At 62.5% G+C, this 18276-nt stretch carries 21 protein-coding genes; 3 read left to right on the top strand and 18 right to left on the bottom strand.

Going from position 1 to position 18276, the window contains the following annotated elements; translation table 11 throughout:
- Positions 1–407: 407 nt before the first annotated feature.
- The 7 genes from H8B03_RS12775 to H8B03_RS12745 form a co-directional block, all read right to left on the bottom strand.
- Positions 408–1112 carry a lytic transglycosylase domain-containing protein gene (locus H8B03_RS12775; RefSeq protein WP_193142256.1) on the bottom strand — a complete coding sequence of 235 codons (705 nt, stop codon included), beginning with the start codon at positions 1110–1112 and terminating at the stop codon, positions 408–410.
- Complete coding sequence (locus H8B03_RS12770) at positions 1105–1626, bottom strand: S26 family signal peptidase (RefSeq protein ID WP_193142255.1); 522 nt, start codon at positions 1624–1626, stop codon at positions 1105–1107. The genes H8B03_RS12775 and H8B03_RS12770 overlap by 8 nt, the downstream gene beginning before the upstream one ends.
- Positions 1623–2081, bottom strand: a complete 459-nt coding sequence (locus H8B03_RS12765) for a DUF2840 domain-containing protein (protein ID WP_193142254.1) — start codon at positions 2079–2081, stop codon at positions 1623–1625. Before H8B03_RS12765 ends, H8B03_RS12770 begins: the two co-directional genes overlap by 4 nt.
- Positions 2082–2085: 4 nt before the next feature.
- Positions 2086–2367, bottom strand: a complete 282-nt coding sequence (locus tag H8B03_RS12760) for an AlpA family transcriptional regulator (RefSeq protein WP_021100692.1) — start codon at positions 2365–2367, stop codon at positions 2086–2088.
- A 176-nt stretch (positions 2368–2543) separates the two neighbouring features.
- Positions 2544–3044, bottom strand: coding sequence for a DUF2285 domain-containing protein (locus H8B03_RS12755; protein WP_193142253.1), 501 nt, complete (start codon positions 3042–3044; stop codon positions 2544–2546).
- 73 nt (positions 3045–3117) lie between these two features.
- Positions 3118–3288: a transcriptional regulator domain-containing protein gene (locus H8B03_RS12750; RefSeq protein WP_193142252.1), complete on the bottom strand. Its 171-nt coding sequence runs from the start codon at positions 3286–3288 to the stop codon at positions 3118–3120.
- 131 nt (positions 3289–3419) lie between these two features.
- The gene (locus tag H8B03_RS12745; protein WP_193142251.1) at positions 3420–3692 is read right to left on the bottom strand and encodes a DNA -binding domain-containing protein; all 273 of its coding nucleotides are present in this window, start codon (positions 3690–3692) and stop codon (positions 3420–3422) included.
- Positions 3693–3832: 140 nt separating this feature from the next.
- Here H8B03_RS12745 and H8B03_RS12740 point away from each other — a divergent pair, with 140 nt between their 5' ends.
- Positions 3833–4072: a helix-turn-helix domain-containing protein gene (locus tag H8B03_RS12740; protein ID WP_193142250.1), complete on the top strand. Its 240-nt coding sequence runs from the start codon at positions 3833–3835 to the stop codon at positions 4070–4072.
- Between the two features lie 108 nt (positions 4073–4180).
- Here H8B03_RS12740 and H8B03_RS12735 read toward each other — a convergent pair whose 3' ends face one another.
- The 9 genes from H8B03_RS12735 to H8B03_RS12695 form a co-directional block, all read right to left on the bottom strand.
- Positions 4181–5323 (bottom strand): hypothetical protein, encoded by a 1143-nt coding sequence (locus tag H8B03_RS12735; protein WP_226925891.1) that lies wholly within the window; start codon positions 5321–5323, stop codon positions 4181–4183.
- 97 nt (positions 5324–5420) lie between these two features.
- Positions 5421–5738 (bottom strand): type II toxin-antitoxin system RelE/ParE family toxin, encoded by a 318-nt coding sequence (locus H8B03_RS12730; RefSeq protein WP_193142249.1) that lies wholly within the window; start codon positions 5736–5738, stop codon positions 5421–5423.
- The gene (locus H8B03_RS12725) at positions 5735–6004 is read right to left on the bottom strand and encodes a hypothetical protein (protein WP_226925890.1); all 270 of its coding nucleotides are present in this window, start codon (positions 6002–6004) and stop codon (positions 5735–5737) included. The genes H8B03_RS12730 and H8B03_RS12725 overlap by 4 nt, the downstream gene beginning before the upstream one ends.
- Before the next feature lie 129 nt (positions 6005–6133).
- Positions 6134–8260, bottom strand: coding sequence for an ATP-binding protein (locus tag H8B03_RS12720; protein WP_193142247.1), 2127 nt, complete (start codon positions 8258–8260; stop codon positions 6134–6136).
- Positions 8261–8505: 245 nt separating this feature from the next.
- Entirely contained in the window at positions 8506–8844 is a 339-nt protein-coding gene (locus tag H8B03_RS12715; RefSeq protein WP_021100681.1) for a DUF736 domain-containing protein, read from the bottom strand.
- 644 nt (positions 8845–9488) lie between these two features.
- Entirely contained in the window at positions 9489–9941 is a 453-nt protein-coding gene (locus tag H8B03_RS12710) for a hypothetical protein (protein ID WP_193142246.1), read from the bottom strand.
- A 118-nt stretch (positions 9942–10059) separates the two neighbouring features.
- Positions 10060–10986 carry a DUF2493 domain-containing protein gene (locus H8B03_RS12705; protein ID WP_193142245.1) on the bottom strand — a complete coding sequence of 309 codons (927 nt, stop codon included), beginning with the start codon at positions 10984–10986 and terminating at the stop codon, positions 10060–10062.
- A 227-nt stretch (positions 10987–11213) separates the two neighbouring features.
- Positions 11214–12257: a toprim domain-containing protein gene (locus H8B03_RS12700; protein WP_193142244.1), complete on the bottom strand. Its 1044-nt coding sequence runs from the start codon at positions 12255–12257 to the stop codon at positions 11214–11216.
- Positions 12258–12357: 100 nt separating this feature from the next.
- A complete protein-coding gene (locus tag H8B03_RS12695) occupies positions 12358–14490 on the bottom strand; it encodes a ParB/RepB/Spo0J family partition protein (RefSeq protein WP_193142243.1) in 2133 nt (710 codons plus the stop codon).
- A 170-nt stretch (positions 14491–14660) separates the two neighbouring features.
- On the opposite strand from H8B03_RS12695, the gene H8B03_RS12690 reads away from it, so the two are divergent.
- On the top strand, positions 14661–15050 hold the full coding sequence (locus tag H8B03_RS12690) for an antitoxin Xre-like helix-turn-helix domain-containing protein (RefSeq protein ID WP_193142242.1): 390 nt from the start codon (positions 14661–14663) through the stop codon (positions 15048–15050).
- Positions 15047–15736: an RES family NAD+ phosphorylase gene (locus H8B03_RS12685; RefSeq protein ID WP_193142241.1), complete on the top strand. Its 690-nt coding sequence runs from the start codon at positions 15047–15049 to the stop codon at positions 15734–15736. Before H8B03_RS12690 ends, H8B03_RS12685 begins: the two co-directional genes overlap by 4 nt.
- Before the next feature lie 74 nt (positions 15737–15810).
- Here the strand turns inward: H8B03_RS12685 and H8B03_RS12680 are convergent, their stop codons facing one another.
- A complete protein-coding gene (locus H8B03_RS12680; protein ID WP_193142240.1) occupies positions 15811–17001 on the bottom strand; it encodes a DUF932 domain-containing protein in 1191 nt (396 codons plus the stop codon).
- Positions 17002–17090: 89 nt separating this feature from the next.
- On the bottom strand, positions 17091–18179 hold the full coding sequence (locus H8B03_RS12675) for a site-specific integrase (RefSeq protein WP_193142239.1): 1089 nt from the start codon (positions 18177–18179) through the stop codon (positions 17091–17093).
- Positions 18180–18276: the final 97 nt, after the last annotated feature.

The following is an 18276-nucleotide window of genomic DNA, read 5'->3' as shown; positions in this document are numbered from 1 at the left end:
TCGATTGAGATTGCTTGGCTCCGAAACGATAACCAGTCTGACCGGACTTACGGGCAGCGCGCATTACCTCACTGACAAAGCGTGTCGGTTGCTTCGAGGTCCTGCCGCCGTCGCGGATTCGCCCGGGCCGGATACGGAGGTCATTGTCGCGCCGGGTCATGGCTGCACTCGCTTGCAGGACCAGCTGCCGCTTGAAAAACTCTCATAAATCAGCTCTCTAGGTGAAGTCCTGCGGCATGCAGTTTGGATGTGCGGCGCAAACCCTCGCAGAAAAACAACAGCTTGATGTCCGCTTGCGGCACCTCTTTTATCTTGCGCTCTTTCTGTTGAGACCCTGCGCGTCGGCTCTCTCCGGCACATTCCTGCGACCGTGCATTCCAGACCTCGCCATGGTGCGATTTCGCGGATCATGGCGTTTGCCCCCGGCTGTGAGGGACGAAGATGCCGTTTCGAGACGCGTCAGACGCAATCCGTTGGGTGTCATCGCCGGGGAGGTGACCTGCCTCAGCCGTTGCCGCGAACAGCGGGGCGTCGCGCCAGTCCTGCGTCCTCTGCGGGTTGTTCACTGCCCGCGCGACGTCGGTTCCATCGGCGATGAGTGGCGCGAGGATGGCGAGGTAATTGCGGGTTTCAAGCGGCAGGGCGCGTCCGGTATCAAGGTGGTTCTGGTACCGTGCAGGCCCGGCATTGTAGGCCGCGAGAAAGCCGGGTGACCCGAACCGGTCGTACATCTGCCGCAGATAGGCGGCGCCGGCCAGAATGTTGTCGCGTGGATCGAAGGGGTCATCGCCAAGCCGGTGGGATGCGCGCAATTCGGCCCAGGTGCCGGGCATGATCTGCATAAGCCCCATGGCGCCCGCGTGGCTCACCGCGCGCGGATTGCCCGCGCTCTCGACTTCCATGACGGCACGGATCCAGGGCTGCGGGATGCCGAACCTGCGCGCGGCTTCTGCGATATGGATGTCGATGGGTTGCTGCTCAGATGCTGGAACACTGCGGTCCTGAGCGATCACGGCGGACGGTGCCACGGTGATCGGCATGCAGAGGATCAGTACAAGCGCGGTCGTGACGCCCGCGTACTGACGGCAGTGACCGCGTTCAAGACTACGCATCTGCCACCCCTCCAAATGTCCAAAGAGGGATGGCACGCCCGAGGACCGTATCCGCTGACAAGGGCCCGAAATAGCGTCCATCGAGGCTGTCGGCGACACCAGCAAGGAGCAGGAAAACCTCGTCCGAGCCGAGCGTGACACATCCCGTCCAACGGGGAAGTGGGCGACCGTGCCGGTCATCCGATTCTGCCTGGGCAACAACGGTGCCGCCGATTGCGATATCGAGACCATCGCGACAGACGGTCATGCCCGAGACGGCTACGATGCGTTTCAACAGCAGGGTATCCGCACCGACATAGCCGCGCTCAACAACCCTGGATGACAGGTTTTCCGGCAGGCGCACGGCAACGAGATCGCCCAGCGATGGCGGGTTTGACGCTCGAACAACGTAAAGTCCGACCGGTACGCTTGCTGAGGCATTCCAGATCAGACGCGGTGCGCGGTCGATCTGTGCGACCGCGAGCAGACCGAGGGACAAACCGGCCGCTAGGAGGGGAGGGACCGCCGCGCTCATGTCGTCACCATGCGACGCTTGAGCCAGGCCACGTGCCGGGCAGGAGTGTAGGGACGGGGCTCCAATGCAGTGGTCAGGCGGTTGTGGACGTGCCGCCAATGATCGGGGCAGACATCTTCCGGTGCGATCCCATAGCTTTCCACGATGTCGACGGACCGCAGCGCCGCCTCGACCTTGGGCCAGCCGGAGAGGCGCAGCAAAAGCTCTCCGCCTGGCGTGACACAGGGCACCGTGGAGCAGGGCTCGCCAGCGCCGACGGCGCGCAGAATGTCGATCCGGCTTTCAACGGTGCCGTGGTCGTTCGACGACCAGCGGACGAGCGCGAAGATCGCGCCGGGAGCGAAGGCCACGCGCTTTTCCGTGCGCGTCAGGATGGTTTCCCCGGCCATCTGACCGAAACGGATCCAGCGCTCGATACGCCCTTCGATCCAGGTGAGGTGGACAAGTGTCTGCATCGGCTCAGCGCCCACGCCGCAGATAGGCCGGCGAAACGGCGGCATGGCGTTTGGCAGGCAGCACGCGATCTTCGGTCTCGTCCGAGGTGGAGGTCTTCTCGCCCCTCGTGACCCAGGCCTGCAGATCGTCGACCGCATAGACGACACGTCCGCCAATTTTCGAATAGCGCGGGCCGGTCCCGTAGGTCCGGTGTTTTTCCAGCGTACGGCCAGACAGGCCGAGAAATCGGGCGGCTTCCGGCGTTCTGAGGTAGCGGGGCGGTAGTCCTTCATTTGGGTCGGGCATTTGAGCATCTCCGGTGGCTAAGCCTAGCGACGGCGCGTCGCGGGCTGTCGGAGGTCATCAAAACGGAAGAGCGCCATGGGAAGGGATGACGAAGATCGCGGCGCGAAAACGTCACCCCCAAAGGCCAACAGTATCAGGGACTGATGAGGGTTCGATTTTCGGAGATCGCGCGGTGATCACTTGCGCGGCTTGGAGCGCCCCGTGGGTCCTTTGCCGAGAAGGAGAAAGCGATAGCCTTTGGTGGTCAGATGCGTGCCATGGGCCGACAGTCGGGTGATCTGGGCCTTGAGGGAGCTGGTCTTCCAATGCTCGCGGGACACAGCCTCTGCGCCGAACAAATGCCCCGCGATTGTCTGATAGCTGGCACGATCCCGGCGCGCGTCGAGCGTGCGCAATGCAAGCTGGATGCGCCGTCGCTGCTGCGACGTCAGGGGCGGAGGGGATCTTTTGTGATGAAGCATTTGCACGCGGAGCGACTCGAGCGAATTGATCCGTGCCGTCCAATGCTCGTCCAGCGGCACCAGGATGCCGAGGGGCCGGTGCAGGTTCTTTGCATCCAGCACGAGCAACGCTCCTGTTGCGAGGCGCACATACATCAAGCCGTCCTGCGTTCCGATGACGGTCAGATCATCTGCATCGATGTGCGGCGCGGCGGTGTCGCCGCCGGGGACCGGCACAGCATACCCTACCGCTGCCGGGGCGATTGAAGGCGTCCAGAACACGGGTGCTTTGGGTGCGTCGATGTCCGGATCAACCGGGAAATCGTAACCCCCATGCAGCCGGTGATCTCAATCCATCCCGCATCTGCGGGTAGGTCGCGCGATAGTCGGAATTGCGGCGCAGGCATTCCCAGGCCAGCCCGGACAGGTCGAGGCTGTCGAAATGCCGATACGCCGCTTCGTCTTGCCAATCCCTGGTCATGGCGAAGCTCCGCGTCAGAGGTTTCGATGGGGAAAGAGTATAGCCGGGAGGTGCAAGAAAACGACGACGCGAACGGTCAACTTGCGCAACCTGCGCGAGTGTTCGCCGATCTGGGCCGAATTGCGCAAAGTTCAGCCGTTACCGCCCTCAAGCAGCTTGCGATAGCCGTGTTCGGTCATCCAGCGCGCACGGGCGAGGTGGCTGTCATAGATTTTTCGGGCACGCTCCGGCTCCTTGTCCGCATCGATGCCGAACAGGATCTGGCTGACTTCCTGCAGGCTTGCACCGCTTTCAGCGGCGTCGAACAGGCGGAGGTAAAGCGTCATATGTGCGTGGTCATAATCGGTCAGATCATCGCTTTGTGGTGCGAGATCAGAGATCGGCGTGGTGCCGGTGGCAGACATGATTCCCCCTCGCCGTTTGGCGTTATGGTCCATAAAAGCACATCGGATTGCCTGTGCAAGAACGGATCGCGGTCAGTCAGGTTGCAGATGAGCATTATAATACGTCGCACCAAAATACGCGATAGGCTTTTTAGCTGCGGATGGACATCCGCGTTGTTTTTGCAAGTAATCTCAAGCACTACCGCCAAGCGCGTGGGCTGACGCAGGCCGCGTTGGCGGCGGCGATGGATGTCGACCGTGCCCATGTCAGCGCCATGGAACGCGGCCAGCAGAATGTCACCTTGCAAACTCTACAGCGGGTCGCGGCGCATCTGGATGTGGCACCAGCACAGTTGATCGAAGAACGCGCCGAATGCGATGTGCGTTCCCGAAAACCGTGATCCTTCGCCCGGGCAGTCAGCTTTCGGGGCGAAACGTGCAAGTTCAGAGCAGGGCATTGGTCGAACCCAGTGCGCCGGCCAGGATGATCTTCTATAGCGATCAATCCGCTATTCAACGCTGAGTTCGGTCAGCTTCTCGCAAAGGCGGCGTTGCATCAGATCATCGCTGGGCGTGGTCTCCATCAGTCGCTGAAGCGCCGTAATGGCCCAGTCACGCCGGTCGATGCGCGTGCTGGCAGTCATCAGGTGATCGACCGCTTCGTCGATGTCGAACGGGCTGGGTTCATAGCCACGGCCCGCCAGAAGATGCCTTATCGCATGCAGAGCGACATCGGCAGCGAAGGCCGGTTCCTTGATCGCGAAATCGCGGGCGCCCCGGATGAGCGTGGCCGGTGCCGCCTCATGATCGGCTGCGCAGTCGAGGGCGATGTCGAAATACGTCGCGGTCTTGGCCGCGGCGAACCATTTGCCCTTGCGACCGTGGAGCGCGATCAGGTCTTCCAGTAATGCACGAGCATCCCGGTCAGGGTAGCGTTTGACCAGATCGCGCCACATCGCCAGCCAAGTGTTTCCGCTCGCTGTGGGCAGGCCGAACCGGCGATAGGCCTCGTCCGCCTTGCCTTGGCGTACCAGGATCGCCTCGCAAAAGCGGCAGATGTCGTGATGGCCCCATGTCTGGCGGTCCGCCTGCAGCAGCGCCTCTGCATAGGCCAATGCGTCATCCTCGCGGCCTTGTCGGAGCAAGGCTTCGGCTCCGAATTTGTCATCGAACCACAGCCGGGTCTTCTTGACCGCGAGGAGCGCCAGCAGTTCGTCATACCGTTCCGCCTCGAGCAGGCAGGACAGCGTGAGCGGCGCTGTGCCGACATGGGAATACCGCTCCCAATCCGACCAGGCCCGATGGATCAGGGCGAGATCCCTGTCGGCATGTAAGGTCATGAGCGCGGGATATGCCGCAATCTCCCCGAACCGCTCCGAGATCGGGGCGAGGTAGTCGACGCCATCGTCCTCGATCGCCGCGCGCAGCTGCTCCAACCATTTTGCGCGCGTCTTTTCATCGGCAGGGGCGGCGATCAGGATCGGCACAAGGTCGTCAAGTGTGCGGCGCACGGCGGTGCCAAGCGCGCCTGACGAGGTATCGATCTGCTCAAACGCGGGCCAGATCCGTGCGGCCAATGCGACCACGCCGTCCGCCGCCGTGACAGGATCCGCGCGATTGACGGCCCGGATCTCCGCGCTGGCCGATTTCAACCGCTGGGTCGCCTTGGCGGAGCCGCGCCATCCGAAAGCGCTTGCGCACATGCCAGGTTTGAAGGCCCATTTGTGGACGGGTTTGCGCGCCATCCTGCTACCGCCCGCGCACTTTACTGCGCGTGATCCAGTCGGCCCCGGCATAAGTCACGGCGTGGATATGAACCTCGCGCGCATCATCGTCGACGGTGAAGGCGATCACGGCCTTGCGGCCTGCTGGAATGGCGCGCAGCCCGGGGGCAATCTCGTCCCGGCGGCTGCCCCTGTGCGGCAGGTCAGCGAGGCTGGCGATGGTGGCCTCGATCTCGTCCAGCCGGCGCGCGGCGGATTGCGGGCCGGCATAGTCGATCAGCCAGTGTGTGATCGCGTCGAGATCATCCGTGACCGCCGGATGGAACCGGATGCGATAGCTCACGCCCCACGCGCTGCCTGCAGCCGTGCCCGCGCGGCAGCGAAGGCGTCCTCGGCCGGGACATAGTCGGCACGCGGTGTGTCGAGCCGCGCCTGGATTTCTTCGGCCATAGCCCCAAGGGCCAACTCGCGCTCCTCTTCATCGCGCATCATCTGCTCCAGCGCCGCCGCCACGGCCGCGCTTTGCGAGGCGAAGACGCCTTGGCCCACCTTGTCGGTCAGGAACCGATGGTGGCGGTCGGTGAAGCTGAGTGTTGTCTTGACGGTCATGCTTGCCTCCAAGGTATGACTTAGTCATCTTAGCGAAGATCGGAAGACTCGCAACTACTTTGGGGAGGGCGGATTCTGGAAAATTGCTGCATAAGCAAGGCAAGGATTACCAAGCGAGAAAGCAGACACCTATTCAGCTGCCTTTGTACCCTCCTGACTGTCATCCTGTATTGAACGTTGTTTGGTGAAATCTGTCGTTCGCGCACGATCAAGACCAGCCGCGTCAAGTAGGGCTCTGTTCGCTTGGCGTGATGTTGAGAGGACATAATCCCATTCAACGGCCTGAATGATTACGCTCGAATGATCCCCGCCAAGACGCCGCTCACGACCTCGGCGATTATGGACATAGTCCCAACCTGACACTTCATCTGCTAGCCGCCCATGAAAATCGGCGACAACGAGACAATGGAACTGGCAGTCGTCTGAAACGCGGATTTTTCTACGCCCAAAACTCTCGATTTTGCCACCCTTTATCTCAGTGACATATCTTCGAACCTGATCCTCGATTCGTTCCTCCGCCTTGTAGTTTTCGCGACCAGGGTGTTTCAGCTCAACAATGAACACCGTAGAAAGAGGTTCTGTGTCCTCGACATCTTCGGCACCTCCTTGGTGACCCACTGGACCCAATGCATAGAGCACGTCCCACAAGAGCACATCGGGCCTTAGCTCACTATCACTGTCTTCAAGAACGGCTGCTAAACGTTTGTCAGAAGAGAAACCGGACGCAAAAGCCAAGCGCTCGTCCAATAGCCAAAGGTCGTGAGCCGCACGCTCCTCTTCGTCTGGATTAGATGAATTGACCCTCATCGGTACAAGCAAAGTATGTAAGGTGTTTTCTACGTGGTTCTTGTCTTTGTCTGGGCTATTTCGAAGACGTCGGATCAAACGATCCATCAGGTCCAAGACAACTCTTCTTCTTGCGGCGTGGTGGCCCAACGCTGCCCTTTCATTGTCTTGCACCCCTTCGGCAGCACGGCGTACAACCTCGCCAAAATTTTCGGGAACTTCATCGCCCGATACGACCTTGTCCACCAAAGATGAAAGGGCTTCTTCTCTCTTTTGCTCAGCGCGAAACCTAGGAAGCGCCAATTTGCTTACGAAATCTTCTGGGCTTTTTGCATTTGCAGGTAGCGAAGCAAAAATCTCATCCCTATTGGCAAAACCAAAAATTGGTTGATGTTCCAAGAATTTATCAAATTGCTCCCGACGGGCTCGATCAAACTCGTTCAGCTGGTCTGCAATGAATTCTGATCGAGCAGTTTTGACCGCGCTTTTAACGATCTCGGAAACCTCGACTTCCGGAAGAGTAAAGGATGTGCGGCTTTCGGCAACACTGTTGTCAAGGAGTTCACCGCTCACCAGAATATGAAGTGCCAAGTCATCGAGCTCTTCGGTTCTTAGAGGGCCAATCGCAACAAGATCGTCTACATTTCGACTCTCAACAGTGCGGTTATTTCCGAGCAAATGAACTTGATGGCGGCCGGTAAGCCCAGAACTCGCCTTTTTGTCACAAAGAAAACAGCGAACTTCGAGTTTTGAAGCGTCATCTAGAATAATATCGCTGATTTTTTCAGGCCCTCGCGCAACCAATTCCGAAACATCTTTTGGGTAAGTTGCTGTTTGTACGGTTCCGCCTTTGGTCGTGGCGGTTAAGTGGACTACTGGACCGACCTTGCTCAAGAAATTTGAAATAAACTCTGCTGCCAAATAGTCTTTGATCGTTGCGGCCCGTTTCGGAAACAGCTCCAAGTAAGGCCCCTGTCGTAATCCTCGAAAGCGAACTGTCGTTCCAGTAACGCCTTGCGCTAGATCATGATCCAAGTCAGTATTTTCAAATACTTGATTTTCTTGCGCCAAGCGAAACTCAAAAGCTCGCTGTGACATGCCAGTGTCTGTTTTATAATTAGAGACTACCTCTATCTTCTTGAATGCGTCTAGCCAGTAAAGACGGCCGACTCCTTTGCCGCCGCGCTCCCTTTTGAAGTCGGTGTCAATCTCGCAGAACGCATCATACCGCTCTTTGTCAAGGCCAATGCCATTGTCCGATATCTCAATGCTGATGTCGTCTGCCCCGAGATCTGAGACGACAATATTGACTACTCCATCCGAACGACCTCCGAATACTGCCACTCGGTCATCAATTGCCATGATTGAATTGCTGACAGCTTCCAAGAATGGCTGCATCGCTTGCGCATAATTTCTTGGCTTAGTCAGCTTCCTAACCCTGTTGGGTAGGTTCTCGGTCATTGTCGGCATGTACGTTCCTCAAACAGCCTTTTGAGCATCGCAGTTCGTGCAGGGCTTGTCACCCGTGAACGAACGGCGCTTTCAGAAACCAATGCCTTCTTTGCGCTATTCTGCGCAGCAAAAGTCCTAGAAGCGCCAAGTACATATCAGGGCTGAACGTGTTGGCTTCAAGCATGGCTCCGAACCGCTTGTTGCCAAACCAACGAAAAGGAAAGTGGACCCCGCCCAGTGATCCTGGGCGGGGCGGTCTGTTGTCAGTCGCCGTTGCGGCGGGTGTTGGGGCGCGACCAGATGAGGCTGAAGGTCTCTTCGCCGCCTTCGATCACCGTATCGTCGAAGAGGTTGGCGTAGATCGGCTGGGTGAAGCTCGGGTCGTCGAGCTTGAGACTCAGGTAGTCGCGGCCCTCGGTCGAGCGTTTGGACCAGGCGGCGCCGATCTCGGCACGGCCGACGAAGACGCGGTGGGAGGGGGCGTTGTCGTTCGGGGTGCTGTCCTCGGGGACGATGCGGACGGCTTTCGCCTGAACGCTCAGGGTGACGATTTCGCCGACGTATTCGCTGCCGGTCTTCTTGAAGGTTCCGATGGTGGCCATGTCATATCTCCTTTTGGCTTGTCCGAGCCCGCGCCCTTCGCGGCCTCGATGGCGATCGTCAGGACCGGGGCGATCCGCCGACGCAGCCCCTGTGGCCCGCAGCGCCAGCGGAGGACGGCAACGCCGGTCTTTCTTGCTCCGCGAGGAATGGCGGGTATCCGCCAGGGGAAGAAAGTCCGGACGCGCTGTTGCGTTCAAGGCGGTCGAGGCGTCAGCCGATCCCGGTCAGATCAGCCGCTGAGAGGCCCGCAAGGGACGCGTGGCGTCATGCCATGGAAGAGGGGATGACAGGCTACCTCTGGACCGCGCAAGACCCCGGCAGCATGCGTCGTGCAAAGACAGGCTATGGCGTGCAGGCAGAAACGGTGCATGTCCTGGACGTGCTTCGGTACTCCGGGATTGCCCCCTCTCGCCGTGTCTGTGTTTGACTGCCGCGATGTTCTTTCTGCCGGCGATCCAGGTGCATGCGCGACCGGGGCCATGCGCCACAACGTGGGTTTCGGCGATTTGGCTTTGCTCAGCCGATCCCGCCCAACCGCAACGCTGCGGTGACGGCGCGGATCGAGACCTGTTGCCTCAATCGGTCGCTGGGCATGCTGACGACGTCACTGACGGCATGCTGCTGCGTAGACTTCACTGGGCGTTCAGTGTTCGTCGAAAGACCTGTGCGGATGCGGGTCGGACATGGCGTTGACCTCGGACCAGCCCGATACCCGCGCCCACGCGGTCCCGCCCACAACCAGCGCGCCCAACCAGGACAAGAAGGTGATGGTGACGGTGCCCGCGCTGCCGAATTCGGCAAGACCCTTTGCCGCATGAAACCCGGCGATCCCGGCGGGGATCGCATAGATCAGACCGATCGCGAGTTTGAGCGGGGCCCAACGGATGCGGTCAAAGGCGAATTCACCCAGAGCCGCGACAAAGCCGCCGATGAAGAGGCCCGCAATGATCGACAGAAAGACGCCTTGGCCCGTTTCATACAGATACATGCCGGACGTCAGGCCGATCGCGAAAGGCAGGGCGTAGACGGCCAAGTTGAACAGAACCCAGCAGAGGGCACCGAGGCCGAACAGCGCGAAGAGGGTGGAGAAAAACATGAGGCACTCCTTTCGAGAACAAGGATCGCGCCGCCACCTCCTCCATTGGCACGGGCGGATCATAGCAGAAAACGGCCCGCCCCGGGAGGGTTCGGGGCGGGCGTCGGCGGAAATCCGGTCATGCCGGTGGGGCAGCTTTCGGCCGGAAGTCGAAGAGGGGAATGCCCATCGTGCGGGCCTTGTCGGCGAGATTTTCGGTGATGCCCGAGCCCGGGAAGACGATGAGGCCGATGGGCAGGGTGTCGAGCAACTGGTCGTTGCGCTTGAAGGGGGCCGATTTGCCGTGCCGCGTCCAGTCGGGTTTGAAGACGATCTGCGTCACGGCGCGGTTGTCGGCCCAGGCGGCGGCGATCCGTTCTGCCCCGCGCGGTGCGCCGCCGTGCAACAAGACCATGTCGGCGTGTTTCGCGTGGACGCGGTCGAGGGCCGCCCAGATGGCCGCATGATCGTTGCAGTCGAGCCCGCCGGTGAAGGCGATTTTCGTGCCTTGGGGCAGGAGCGGTTCCAGATCGGCCCGGCGCTTCGCAATGAGATGATCGCGGCTGTCGATCAGGGACGCGGTCATAGTACGCCGGTTCACGTGGCTGCCCGTGCGCGGGTGCCATGTCTGGCCGAGATGCGCCTCGAAGCCCTCGGCGGCGAGATCACGCATGGCCTCAAAGGCATTGCGTCGCTCGATCAGCGTGACGCCTTCAGCGATCAGGTTCTCGAGCTCGACGGACCGGACCTCGGATCCGTCCTGTTCGCGTTGCGCCCGTTTCTGCGCCTGTTCGTTGCTGTCGAGATCCCGGCCTGTCCGCGTCGCCATGCGGTGAAACAGGTTCGTGGTGGACCAGAGCAGGTCTTCGAGGTCGGGTTCCAGCCGCGTGTCGGACAGGGTCGAGACGAGCGCGTCGAAGATGTCGGCGACGGCGGTGCGAATTGCGTCGGGTTCCGGCAAGGGGCGGGGATCGGGCTCGTCGATGAAGGGGCGCCAGCCGTATAGCTGCAGTTCCTCGAGTACGACGGCGGTGGAGGATCGGGTTTGAAGGTGGGTCTCGGGCATGATGTCGTCTCCGGTTGTCGAAGACCGCGCCTCTCGCGGCCTTCCCGGGCGACGGAAAAGCGGGGGCCGGGCGGGTCTGCACCGCCGCGCTTGCGGCGGCCGAAGCAAAGCGAAGGACGGCTTGCCGTTGCGGGCCCGTTCGGGCGCTGCTCCGTTATGCCCGCTCTCGGAAGGCCGGAAGGCGTGGCTCTGATCGCGGAGGCGCTGGCCGACTGCGCCGACTCCGATCAATCGATGGCGTGGTCGAGGAAGGTCACGGCATCCTCGGGCGCCAGTTGCGGACGCAGATGCGCGCGGAACGCGTCGCGGCCAATTGCCCGCAGATCGTCATTGAAATCGCCGAGACAGGGGGAGAGATGGACGGCGTCGATTCCGGCCCCAATGGCCCGATGCGCCAGTTGGTCCGCAGCGGACAGGCCTGCCGGGTCGGCATCGACGGCGATGTAGAGGCGGCGAAGGTCGGCGGGCAGCTGCAGGGCTGCGAGATGATTGGCGGACAGAGCCGCTACCGCAGGCAACTTCGGCAGCGCAAGATGCAGGGAGAGCATGGTCTCCAGCCCTTCGCCTGCGGCCAGCATGCCGTTCGGTTCGCCTATGCGGACACCATGGCCGAGGAGATTGCCCATGGCCTTGCGCGGTGGACTGACTGGGGCCTTGTCTGCCGAGACAGGATCGAGCCACGTGCGATGCAGGCCCGTGAGCTGTCCGTCGAGGTCCGTCACCTTGGCGAGCAGGGCGGGCCAGGTCTCGGGCGGGTCTGTCAGCGCGTGATCCTCGCGCCAGTAGAAGCAGTTCGGGTGAAACCGAAGACTGTCGAGATGGCCCAACCCGGTGAGGCCGCGCCTTGCGAGATAGCGTTCTGCCAAGGTGCCAGAAATCGGTTGGCCCATGGCCCAGAGCCGCCGGGCGGCTTCGGGTGAGCCGCGAGAAGCTGGCAGTTTGGTGGCCCGGTGCCTGTCCGTCTGCGGCAGGCTGAGAAACCTGCGCGCTTCGTCCAGCGCGTCCCTCAGGGTGGTGATACCCATGTTCAGGGCGATCAGGTCCAGAAGGTCGCCATGCTGCCCGGTTGCGGAATCGGTCCATTTTCCGGCGGCACCGGGACCATAGATCGGACCGGTCAGTCTGACATAGAGGCTGCGGCCTGGTGTGTTCTGCACATCGCCAACAACCCAGTAGCGGCCCTGTTTGCGCCCGTTCGTGAGGTAGTGACGGCAGACGGCCTCGGCATCCTCGGCAAGGCGGCGGGCGATGTCGGCGGCGGGGCTGTGCATGCTTTGTGCCTCCTGTCGTGGATAGAAAAAGGGGCCCGCCATTTCTGGCGGACCCCGGCTGCCGGAACTCGGGGGGAAGGAGCTCCGACCTGCTCGAAGGTCACTCGGCTGCTGTCCGGGCGAAGGCGTCACCGGCGACGGGATCATCTTCCTCCATCGGGTCGGAATCTCCGATAGCCGGTTCGCCGCCGTCTTCCGCCGATTGCGCTTCGCTGCTGTCGGGATCGTCTTCCGAAGGGTCATCGTCGGAGCGGTCCGCCTCGTCGACCAGCTCGATCTCCGGGGCATCCTCTTCTGGCAGCGGTGGCGTGCGCAGAGGTTCGGGCAGCCAGCCGGTGCCCAAGAGCAGGTCCTCGGCAGCCGTCACCATCTCCGACTTCTTCAGCCCGGCGATCCGGTCAGCGGCGTCCTCACCCTTCGCCTCGCGCACGGCCTCCAGGATGCGCGCCTTGGTCACGCGGCCGAGATAGCTGTCGCCCGTCGCCGTCCAGCCCGCCTTTGCCATGTCGAGCCCGACGGTCCCGGCAAGCACATCGGCATGCGCGATGGCGCGCGGCCGCCGCTGGTAGGGATCGTGGACGGCATTGACGCTCATCGCCACGCAATGGGCGAAGAGCGCCTCGCGGCTGCAGCTGTCGAACTCGGTCAGGGCCTCCCAGAGGTCTTCTGGCGCTTTCGGCAGGTTCCGTGCCCAGGTCTCGTGACGCTGGTCGATGGCCTGCGCGTAGGCCGTGTCGCCGAGGCCCGGCACCTGCGATCCGAACCCCGCGTTGCGCGGTTCGATCTCGATGCAGCTGTCGACCGCGTAGCGGTAGAAGAGCCGAAGGACCATCGCGTGCAGCGCCGCGAGGACGGCGACCTGCGGGTCCTGGGCCAGCGCATTGCGCAGTGCCAGGGTCCGATTGGCCGTCAGTTCCATGACGAGGCGGTCGGAGAGCGGTTTCAGGCCGTCATCCTCTTCCTCCTCGTCGTCGAGGGCGGGTGCGATGGGATCATCCGCGTCGTCGATGGTCGGCGCTTCGGACGCGACATCGCTGAGGTCCTCCACCTCTTCCACAGGCTCATCCTCGGGCCGCACATAGCCGCGTTCAACCCGCAGCCGCCCGGAACTGTCGATGCTGACGAAGGCCCCGGCCAGCGCGAGGTCGTCGGCCTCGTACCGGATCGGACGCGCCTCGAATGCCTCCATCGCCTCCTCGATCTCGCCCAACCGGGCATCGACATCTTCGGGCAGCTCGTCGGCCTCTGCGTGCTCGGACTCGAGCGCGTCGTATTCGGCCTTCAGCGCCTGGTAGCTGGCGGCTTCCTCACATGTCATCGGCACCGCCTCGCCATGAACCCGGCGCATCCCGAAGGTGTGGCCATAGGGGAATTCGGTATCGACCTCGACCCATTTCCAGCCCTCGGCGCGGATGACTTCGGCTTGCTCGGCCAGCTTCTCGCGCACCATGACGTCGAGAAGGGCGGCATCCTGCAGCCAGCCGCCGTCGTCCTGCTGGAACAGGTCGCGCAGGATCTCGCCCCCGGCCTCGACGTAATCGTCAAGCCCGACGAATTGCGCCCGCTTGTCCGAGGCCCGCACCGCGCCCTCGGTCAGCACGCGGCGGATCTCGTAGGGCTGCCGGGAATAATGCCGCTGCAGCGCCTCCCAGACCTGTTCCTGCCGCGCGTGATCGGGATTGACCGTGAAGGCCATGAGCTGGTCGAGCGTCATCTCCTCCTCGGCATAGGCGTCGAGCAGCGACGGCGCGACTGCGGCGAGTTTCAGCCGCTGCTTGACCACGCTGGCCGAGACGAAGAACGCCGCCGCGATCTCCTCCTCGGTGCGGCCTTTCTCGCGCATCGCCTGGAAGGCGCGGAACTGGTCGAGCGGATGCAGCGGCGCGCGTTGGACATTCTCGGCTAGGCTGTCCTCCTCGGCGAGCCCGTCGGTGCGCACGATGCAGGGCACAAGTGCTGTCTTGTTCATACGCTTTTGCTTGACGAGAAGCTCGAGCGCCCGGAACCGCCGCCCGCCGGCGGGGATCGTGTACATGCCGGTCTCGGCGCCGCTGTCGTCCAGCACGGGCCGCACGGTGATGGAGCTGAGCAGCGTCCGCCGCGCGATGTCTTCGGCCAGTTCCTCGATCGACACGCCTGCCTTGACGTGGCGCACGTTCGACTGGCTGAGCATCAGCTTGTTGAAGGGAATGTCGCGCGAGGCGCTGAGGGTGATCTTCTGTTGCTTGGTCATCGGGATATCTCCGCGACAGGCCAGCCGGGAGCCTCTCTCCCGACCTCCAAACCCGTCACGGAAAACCCGGCACCCCTCTTACTCTGGAGGCACCAAATAGGTCATATGGACTTGCAATACGATCCATATGGTCTTATATCGTCTTTCACGCTAGGAAGGAGTGCCAACACATGGAAAACGTTGTTCTGGAACGTCCTGCGCCGGATCGGCAGGGGGTCGCGCTCAAGGCCTTCACGCGGATCGCGGACGCCTGGTCACTCACCTTGCGGGAGGCCGCGGCGCTGGCGGATATGTCGGAATCCACTTGGAAGCGGGCCAAGAAGCCTGATTTTGCCGGAGATCTGACGCGCGACCAGATGCTGCGCCTGTCCGCGCTCATCGGCCTCTACAAGTCGCTCGAGCTCTATTTCAATGAGCCGATCTCGCGCGACTGGGTGAAGCTGCCCAACCGGGGTCCCGAGTTCGACGGTGCGCGGCCTGTGGACGCGATGATCGAAGGGGGATTGCCCAAGATCCTGCGCGTGCGGGGCTATGTTGATGCGCTGCGGGGCGGGGTTTGAGAATCACGTCGGTCAATGACCGCGCCCTTGTCCGCCTGATCTCAGAGACCCATCACAAGCCGCCGGTGCTGCGGGGGCTGGTTGATAGCGACGAGGAGGCCGCGGTTCTCGCCGAGATCGAAGGCGAGACCAGTGCCCGCCTGATCGCCGAGCGCGAGGGCAGCCCCGCGCTCGATCGCCGGGAATTGGCCTTCGCGCGGCGGTCGCATGATCTGGCTCTCTACGGTCAGAGCCACATCAACGCGGCATTCACCTACACGCGACCCTCGGGCAACCGGTTCAACACCGGCGATCGCGGCGCGTGGTACTGCGCCTGGGACATGCTGACGAGCGCGCAGGAAGTTGGATTTCACCGGACCCGTGAATTGGGCTTCATCGGCCGCTACGAGGACGAGGCGCGCTACGTGGAACTGCTGGCGGATTTTATCGGGGATTTCCCGGATCTGCACGGAGAGGCGCATCCGGCGCTCGATTCGGTCCCCGAGCGGGGCTACCCGGCCGGGCAGCGCCTTGCCGCCGACTTGAGGGCAGAGGGGCATCGCGGGCTGATCTACCCCTCCGTGCGCCACCCGGGCGGACGGTGCTTTGTCGCCTTCGATCCTGGGATCATCCAGAATGTCCGCCCTGGCGCGAGCTGGAAGCTGGTTTGGCAAGGTGCGCCCGAGTTCACGATCGAGGGGCTGTGACGCCCCTCGATATCTTCATTCAGTGCTTGAGATTATCACGATAGGGCGTTGATCCCAATTTATATTCAACGCAATTAGGCTTTCTCCAACAACGCCTTTGCCTTCCCCTCCATGACCAGCCGCGCATCCTGCTGCGGCTTGGACCGGGCCACTGCCGTGATCCCTTGCACGAAGTCGAAGACGCTCTCGGGCGGGCGGCCTTCCTCGGCCAGCACCGTCTCGACGATCCGCCCCGTCTCCGCCTTCGAGAAACCGCGCTTGCGCAGGAAATCCTGACGGTCCTCGTCGGACCGCGCGACGATCTTCTCGCGCGCTGCGCGGATGCCGTCGATGAAGGGCGCGGGCGAGGACTCGGCGAAGCGGCTGAGCGCAGGCGCAGCCTCGTTGGCAAAGCGCGAGGCGGCGTATTTCGAATGCCGGATCGTGATCTCCTGGAAGTCCTCGACGCCCCACAGGTTGCGGTTCTGGCAGACCGCGCGCAGGTAGAAGCTGGCGATGCCGAGCGTCTTCGCCCCGACCTCGGAATTCCAGCAGTAGAAGCCCCGAAAATAGAGGTCGGGCGTGCCGTCGGGTAGCAGCCCCGCCTCGATCGGGTTCAGGTCGTCAACGAGGAACAGGAACACGTCACGGTCGGAGGCGTAGAGCGTCGTCGTCTCGGTCGTTACGTCCACGCGCGGGTTGTAGATGCCGGTCGACCAGTCGAGCACGCCCGGCACTTTCCAGCGCGTGTCGCCGGTGCCGTTGCCCGCGATGCGCTGCACGGCGGAGACCAACTCAAAGTCGTAGATGCGCCCGTAGTCGGGGCCGGTCACGGCGCGCAGTTCCGTGCGACCATCCGCGACCTCCATGGTCTTGATCTGCTCGACCCGGTGGTTGGTAAGGCCGTACTGAAGGTTAATGCCCGCCAGCGGCGCGGGCAGTTGGCGCAGATAGGCTGCAGGCGCGCCGACGAGGCTCGAGAGCTGGCCAAAGGACCAATGTGTCGGCGCGATGGGTTCGTCCGCGCCGGGCAGGACCAGCCCCAGCTTTTCCGGGTTGTCGCGATGCGCCTCGACCCGGATCGCCGCGCTTTCCACAGTGCGCGTCCGGCTCCGCTCCGCCCGACCTTTTACGGATGAAAAGAGATCGTCGAGGGACAGATACCGCTCGTCATCCGGCCGCGAGAACCATTCGGACGAAACGCGGTCCACGTTCGTGCCGCGCGACACGTCCACCTTGTAGCCGCCGCTTGTGTCACGCCCGGCATCGATAATCTCGGTATTCATGGGTTTTCTCCCGCGACGGGCGGCCGAAAGCCTCTCTCTCGACCTCCAAACCCGTCACGGGCCGGGACGGCACCCCTCTGACTCTCCGGTCACTCGGCTGCGCGGGTCTCGAGCGGGGAAGGGGCGCGCGACGCGGCAAGCCGGTGCAGCGTTTCCGGGCGGATATGCGTGTACCGGCGCAGCATTTTCCAATCCTTGTGGCCAGTGACCAGCGAGACCTGTTCAATGGCGAAGCCGGCCTCGAACAGGCGGCTTGTGCCCTCATGGCGTAGATCGTGGAAATGCAGGTCCTTCACGCTGACCTCGACGCAGGCGCGCCGGAAGGCCGTTCCAACCGATTTCGAGTTGTAGGGAAAGATCCGGCCCCTTGCGTGCCCGAGTTCCTTGGCCTGTTCGGTGACCAATGCCCAGGCATCGAACCCCGTGGCGGCGAAGAGTGGGATCCGCTGGTCGTTCCCGGTCTTGTTGCGCGGGTCCTTCCTATCGCGGATCATGAGCATCCGGCGGTCGACGTCGAGATCGGTCAATGCGACGCGGCAGATCTCATCGAGCCGCATCGCCGTGGCCACCGCGAACTTCACGATCCGTGTCATCGGCAGGGTCAGGCGTTCGTTGTCATCGAAGCAACGGAAGAGGCGGTTCAGCTCGTCCGTGGTGGGGCGGCGGTCCCGCTCGGTGCCTTTGCCGATGAGGCCGAGCCGCTTGAGCGCGACACGTGCCAGATCAACGGGTTCGGGAGAAATGTCGAGCCCGTGTACGGCTGCCGCATGGGTGATGATCATCTTGATCACGCCGATATCGATGCTGAGGGTCACCGGACCGGCGCCTTGATCAGCGCGCATCTTGCCGTAGTCGATCAGCTTTTGCCGGTCGAGGTGCCCGATCTTCTCCTTGCCCAGATCGCGCTTGAGCGTCTTGAGCGTGGCGGCCTTGCTGCGACGCGGCGGTTTGCCTACCTCGCACATATCGATTATGTGGAGATCGATGAGATCGCCGAAGGTGGTCAGGCGGGAAACGGACGACTTGTTCGGCGCCAACCCCTGATCCACCCGGGTCTCCGCTTGGCGGGCCCAGCGATGGGCATCGTCGCGACGGAGAAACGTCTCGCTCGCGTAGCGGCCCTTTCGTCTGATCTGAACCCGGTAGGCACCGGAGGGGAGTTTGGTGATGGAGGCCATTTTCGTGTGCGCTGTGTGTGCAATGAGTCGTCGTAGAGGGGCAAATTCGGGGATATTGGGGCGTATTCCAGCGTAGCAGCATCCGCCGCCAACAGTT

This window comes from Meridianimarinicoccus sp. MJW13 (genome assembly GCF_014901205.1).
In the GTDB taxonomy this organism is placed as follows: domain Bacteria; phylum Pseudomonadota; class Alphaproteobacteria; order Rhodobacterales; family Rhodobacteraceae; genus Meridianimarinicoccus.
This window is presented reverse-complemented; position numbering and strand designations above follow the sequence as displayed.

Excerpts from the sequence above, each read along its gene's own strand:
- H8B03_RS12775 (WP_193142256.1), bottom strand. The coding sequence starts at position 1,112 with ATGCGTAGTCTTGAACGCGGTCACTGCCGTCAGTACGCGGGCGTCACG.
- H8B03_RS12700 (WP_193142244.1), bottom strand. The coding sequence starts at position 12,257 with ATGCACAGCCCCGCCGCCGACATCGCCCGCCGCCTTGCCGAGGATGCC.
- H8B03_RS12680 (WP_193142240.1), bottom strand. The coding sequence starts at position 17,001 with ATGAATACCGAGATTATCGATGCCGGGCGTGACACAAGCGGCGGCTAC.
- H8B03_RS12760 (WP_021100692.1), bottom strand. The coding sequence starts at position 2,367 with ATGCCCGACCCAAATGAAGGACTACCGCCCCGCTACCTCAGAACGCCG.
- H8B03_RS12725 (WP_226925890.1), bottom strand. The coding sequence starts at position 6,004 with ATGACCGTCAAGACAACACTCAGCTTCACCGACCGCCACCATCGGTTC.
- H8B03_RS12690 (WP_193142242.1), top strand. The coding sequence starts at position 14,661 with ATGGAAAACGTTGTTCTGGAACGTCCTGCGCCGGATCGGCAGGGGGTC.
- H8B03_RS12695 (WP_193142243.1), bottom strand. The coding sequence starts at position 14,490 with ATGACCAAGCAACAGAAGATCACCCTCAGCGCCTCGCGCGACATTCCC.
- H8B03_RS12740 (WP_193142250.1), top strand. The coding sequence starts at position 3,833 with ATGGACATCCGCGTTGTTTTTGCAAGTAATCTCAAGCACTACCGCCAA.
- H8B03_RS12745 (WP_193142251.1), bottom strand. The coding sequence starts at position 3,692 with ATGTCTGCCACCGGCACCACGCCGATCTCTGATCTCGCACCACAAAGC.
- H8B03_RS12720 (WP_193142247.1), bottom strand. The coding sequence starts at position 8,260 with ATGCCGACAATGACCGAGAACCTACCCAACAGGGTTAGGAAGCTGACT.
- H8B03_RS12710 (WP_193142246.1), bottom strand. The coding sequence starts at position 9,941 with ATGTTTTTCTCCACCCTCTTCGCGCTGTTCGGCCTCGGTGCCCTCTGC.
- H8B03_RS12715 (WP_021100681.1), bottom strand. The coding sequence starts at position 8,844 with ATGGCCACCATCGGAACCTTCAAGAAGACCGGCAGCGAATACGTCGGC.
- H8B03_RS12770 (WP_193142255.1), bottom strand. The coding sequence starts at position 1,626 with ATGAGCGCGGCGGTCCCTCCCCTCCTAGCGGCCGGTTTGTCCCTCGGT.
- H8B03_RS12750 (WP_193142252.1), bottom strand. The coding sequence starts at position 3,288 with ATGACCAGGGATTGGCAAGACGAAGCGGCGTATCGGCATTTCGACAGC.
- H8B03_RS12705 (WP_193142245.1), bottom strand. The coding sequence starts at position 10,986 with ATGCCCGAGACCCACCTTCAAACCCGATCCTCCACCGCCGTCGTACTC.
- H8B03_RS12765 (WP_193142254.1), bottom strand. The coding sequence starts at position 2,081 with ATGCAGACACTTGTCCACCTCACCTGGATCGAAGGGCGTATCGAGCGC.
- H8B03_RS12675 (WP_193142239.1), bottom strand. The coding sequence starts at position 18,179 with ATGGCCTCCATCACCAAACTCCCCTCCGGTGCCTACCGGGTTCAGATC.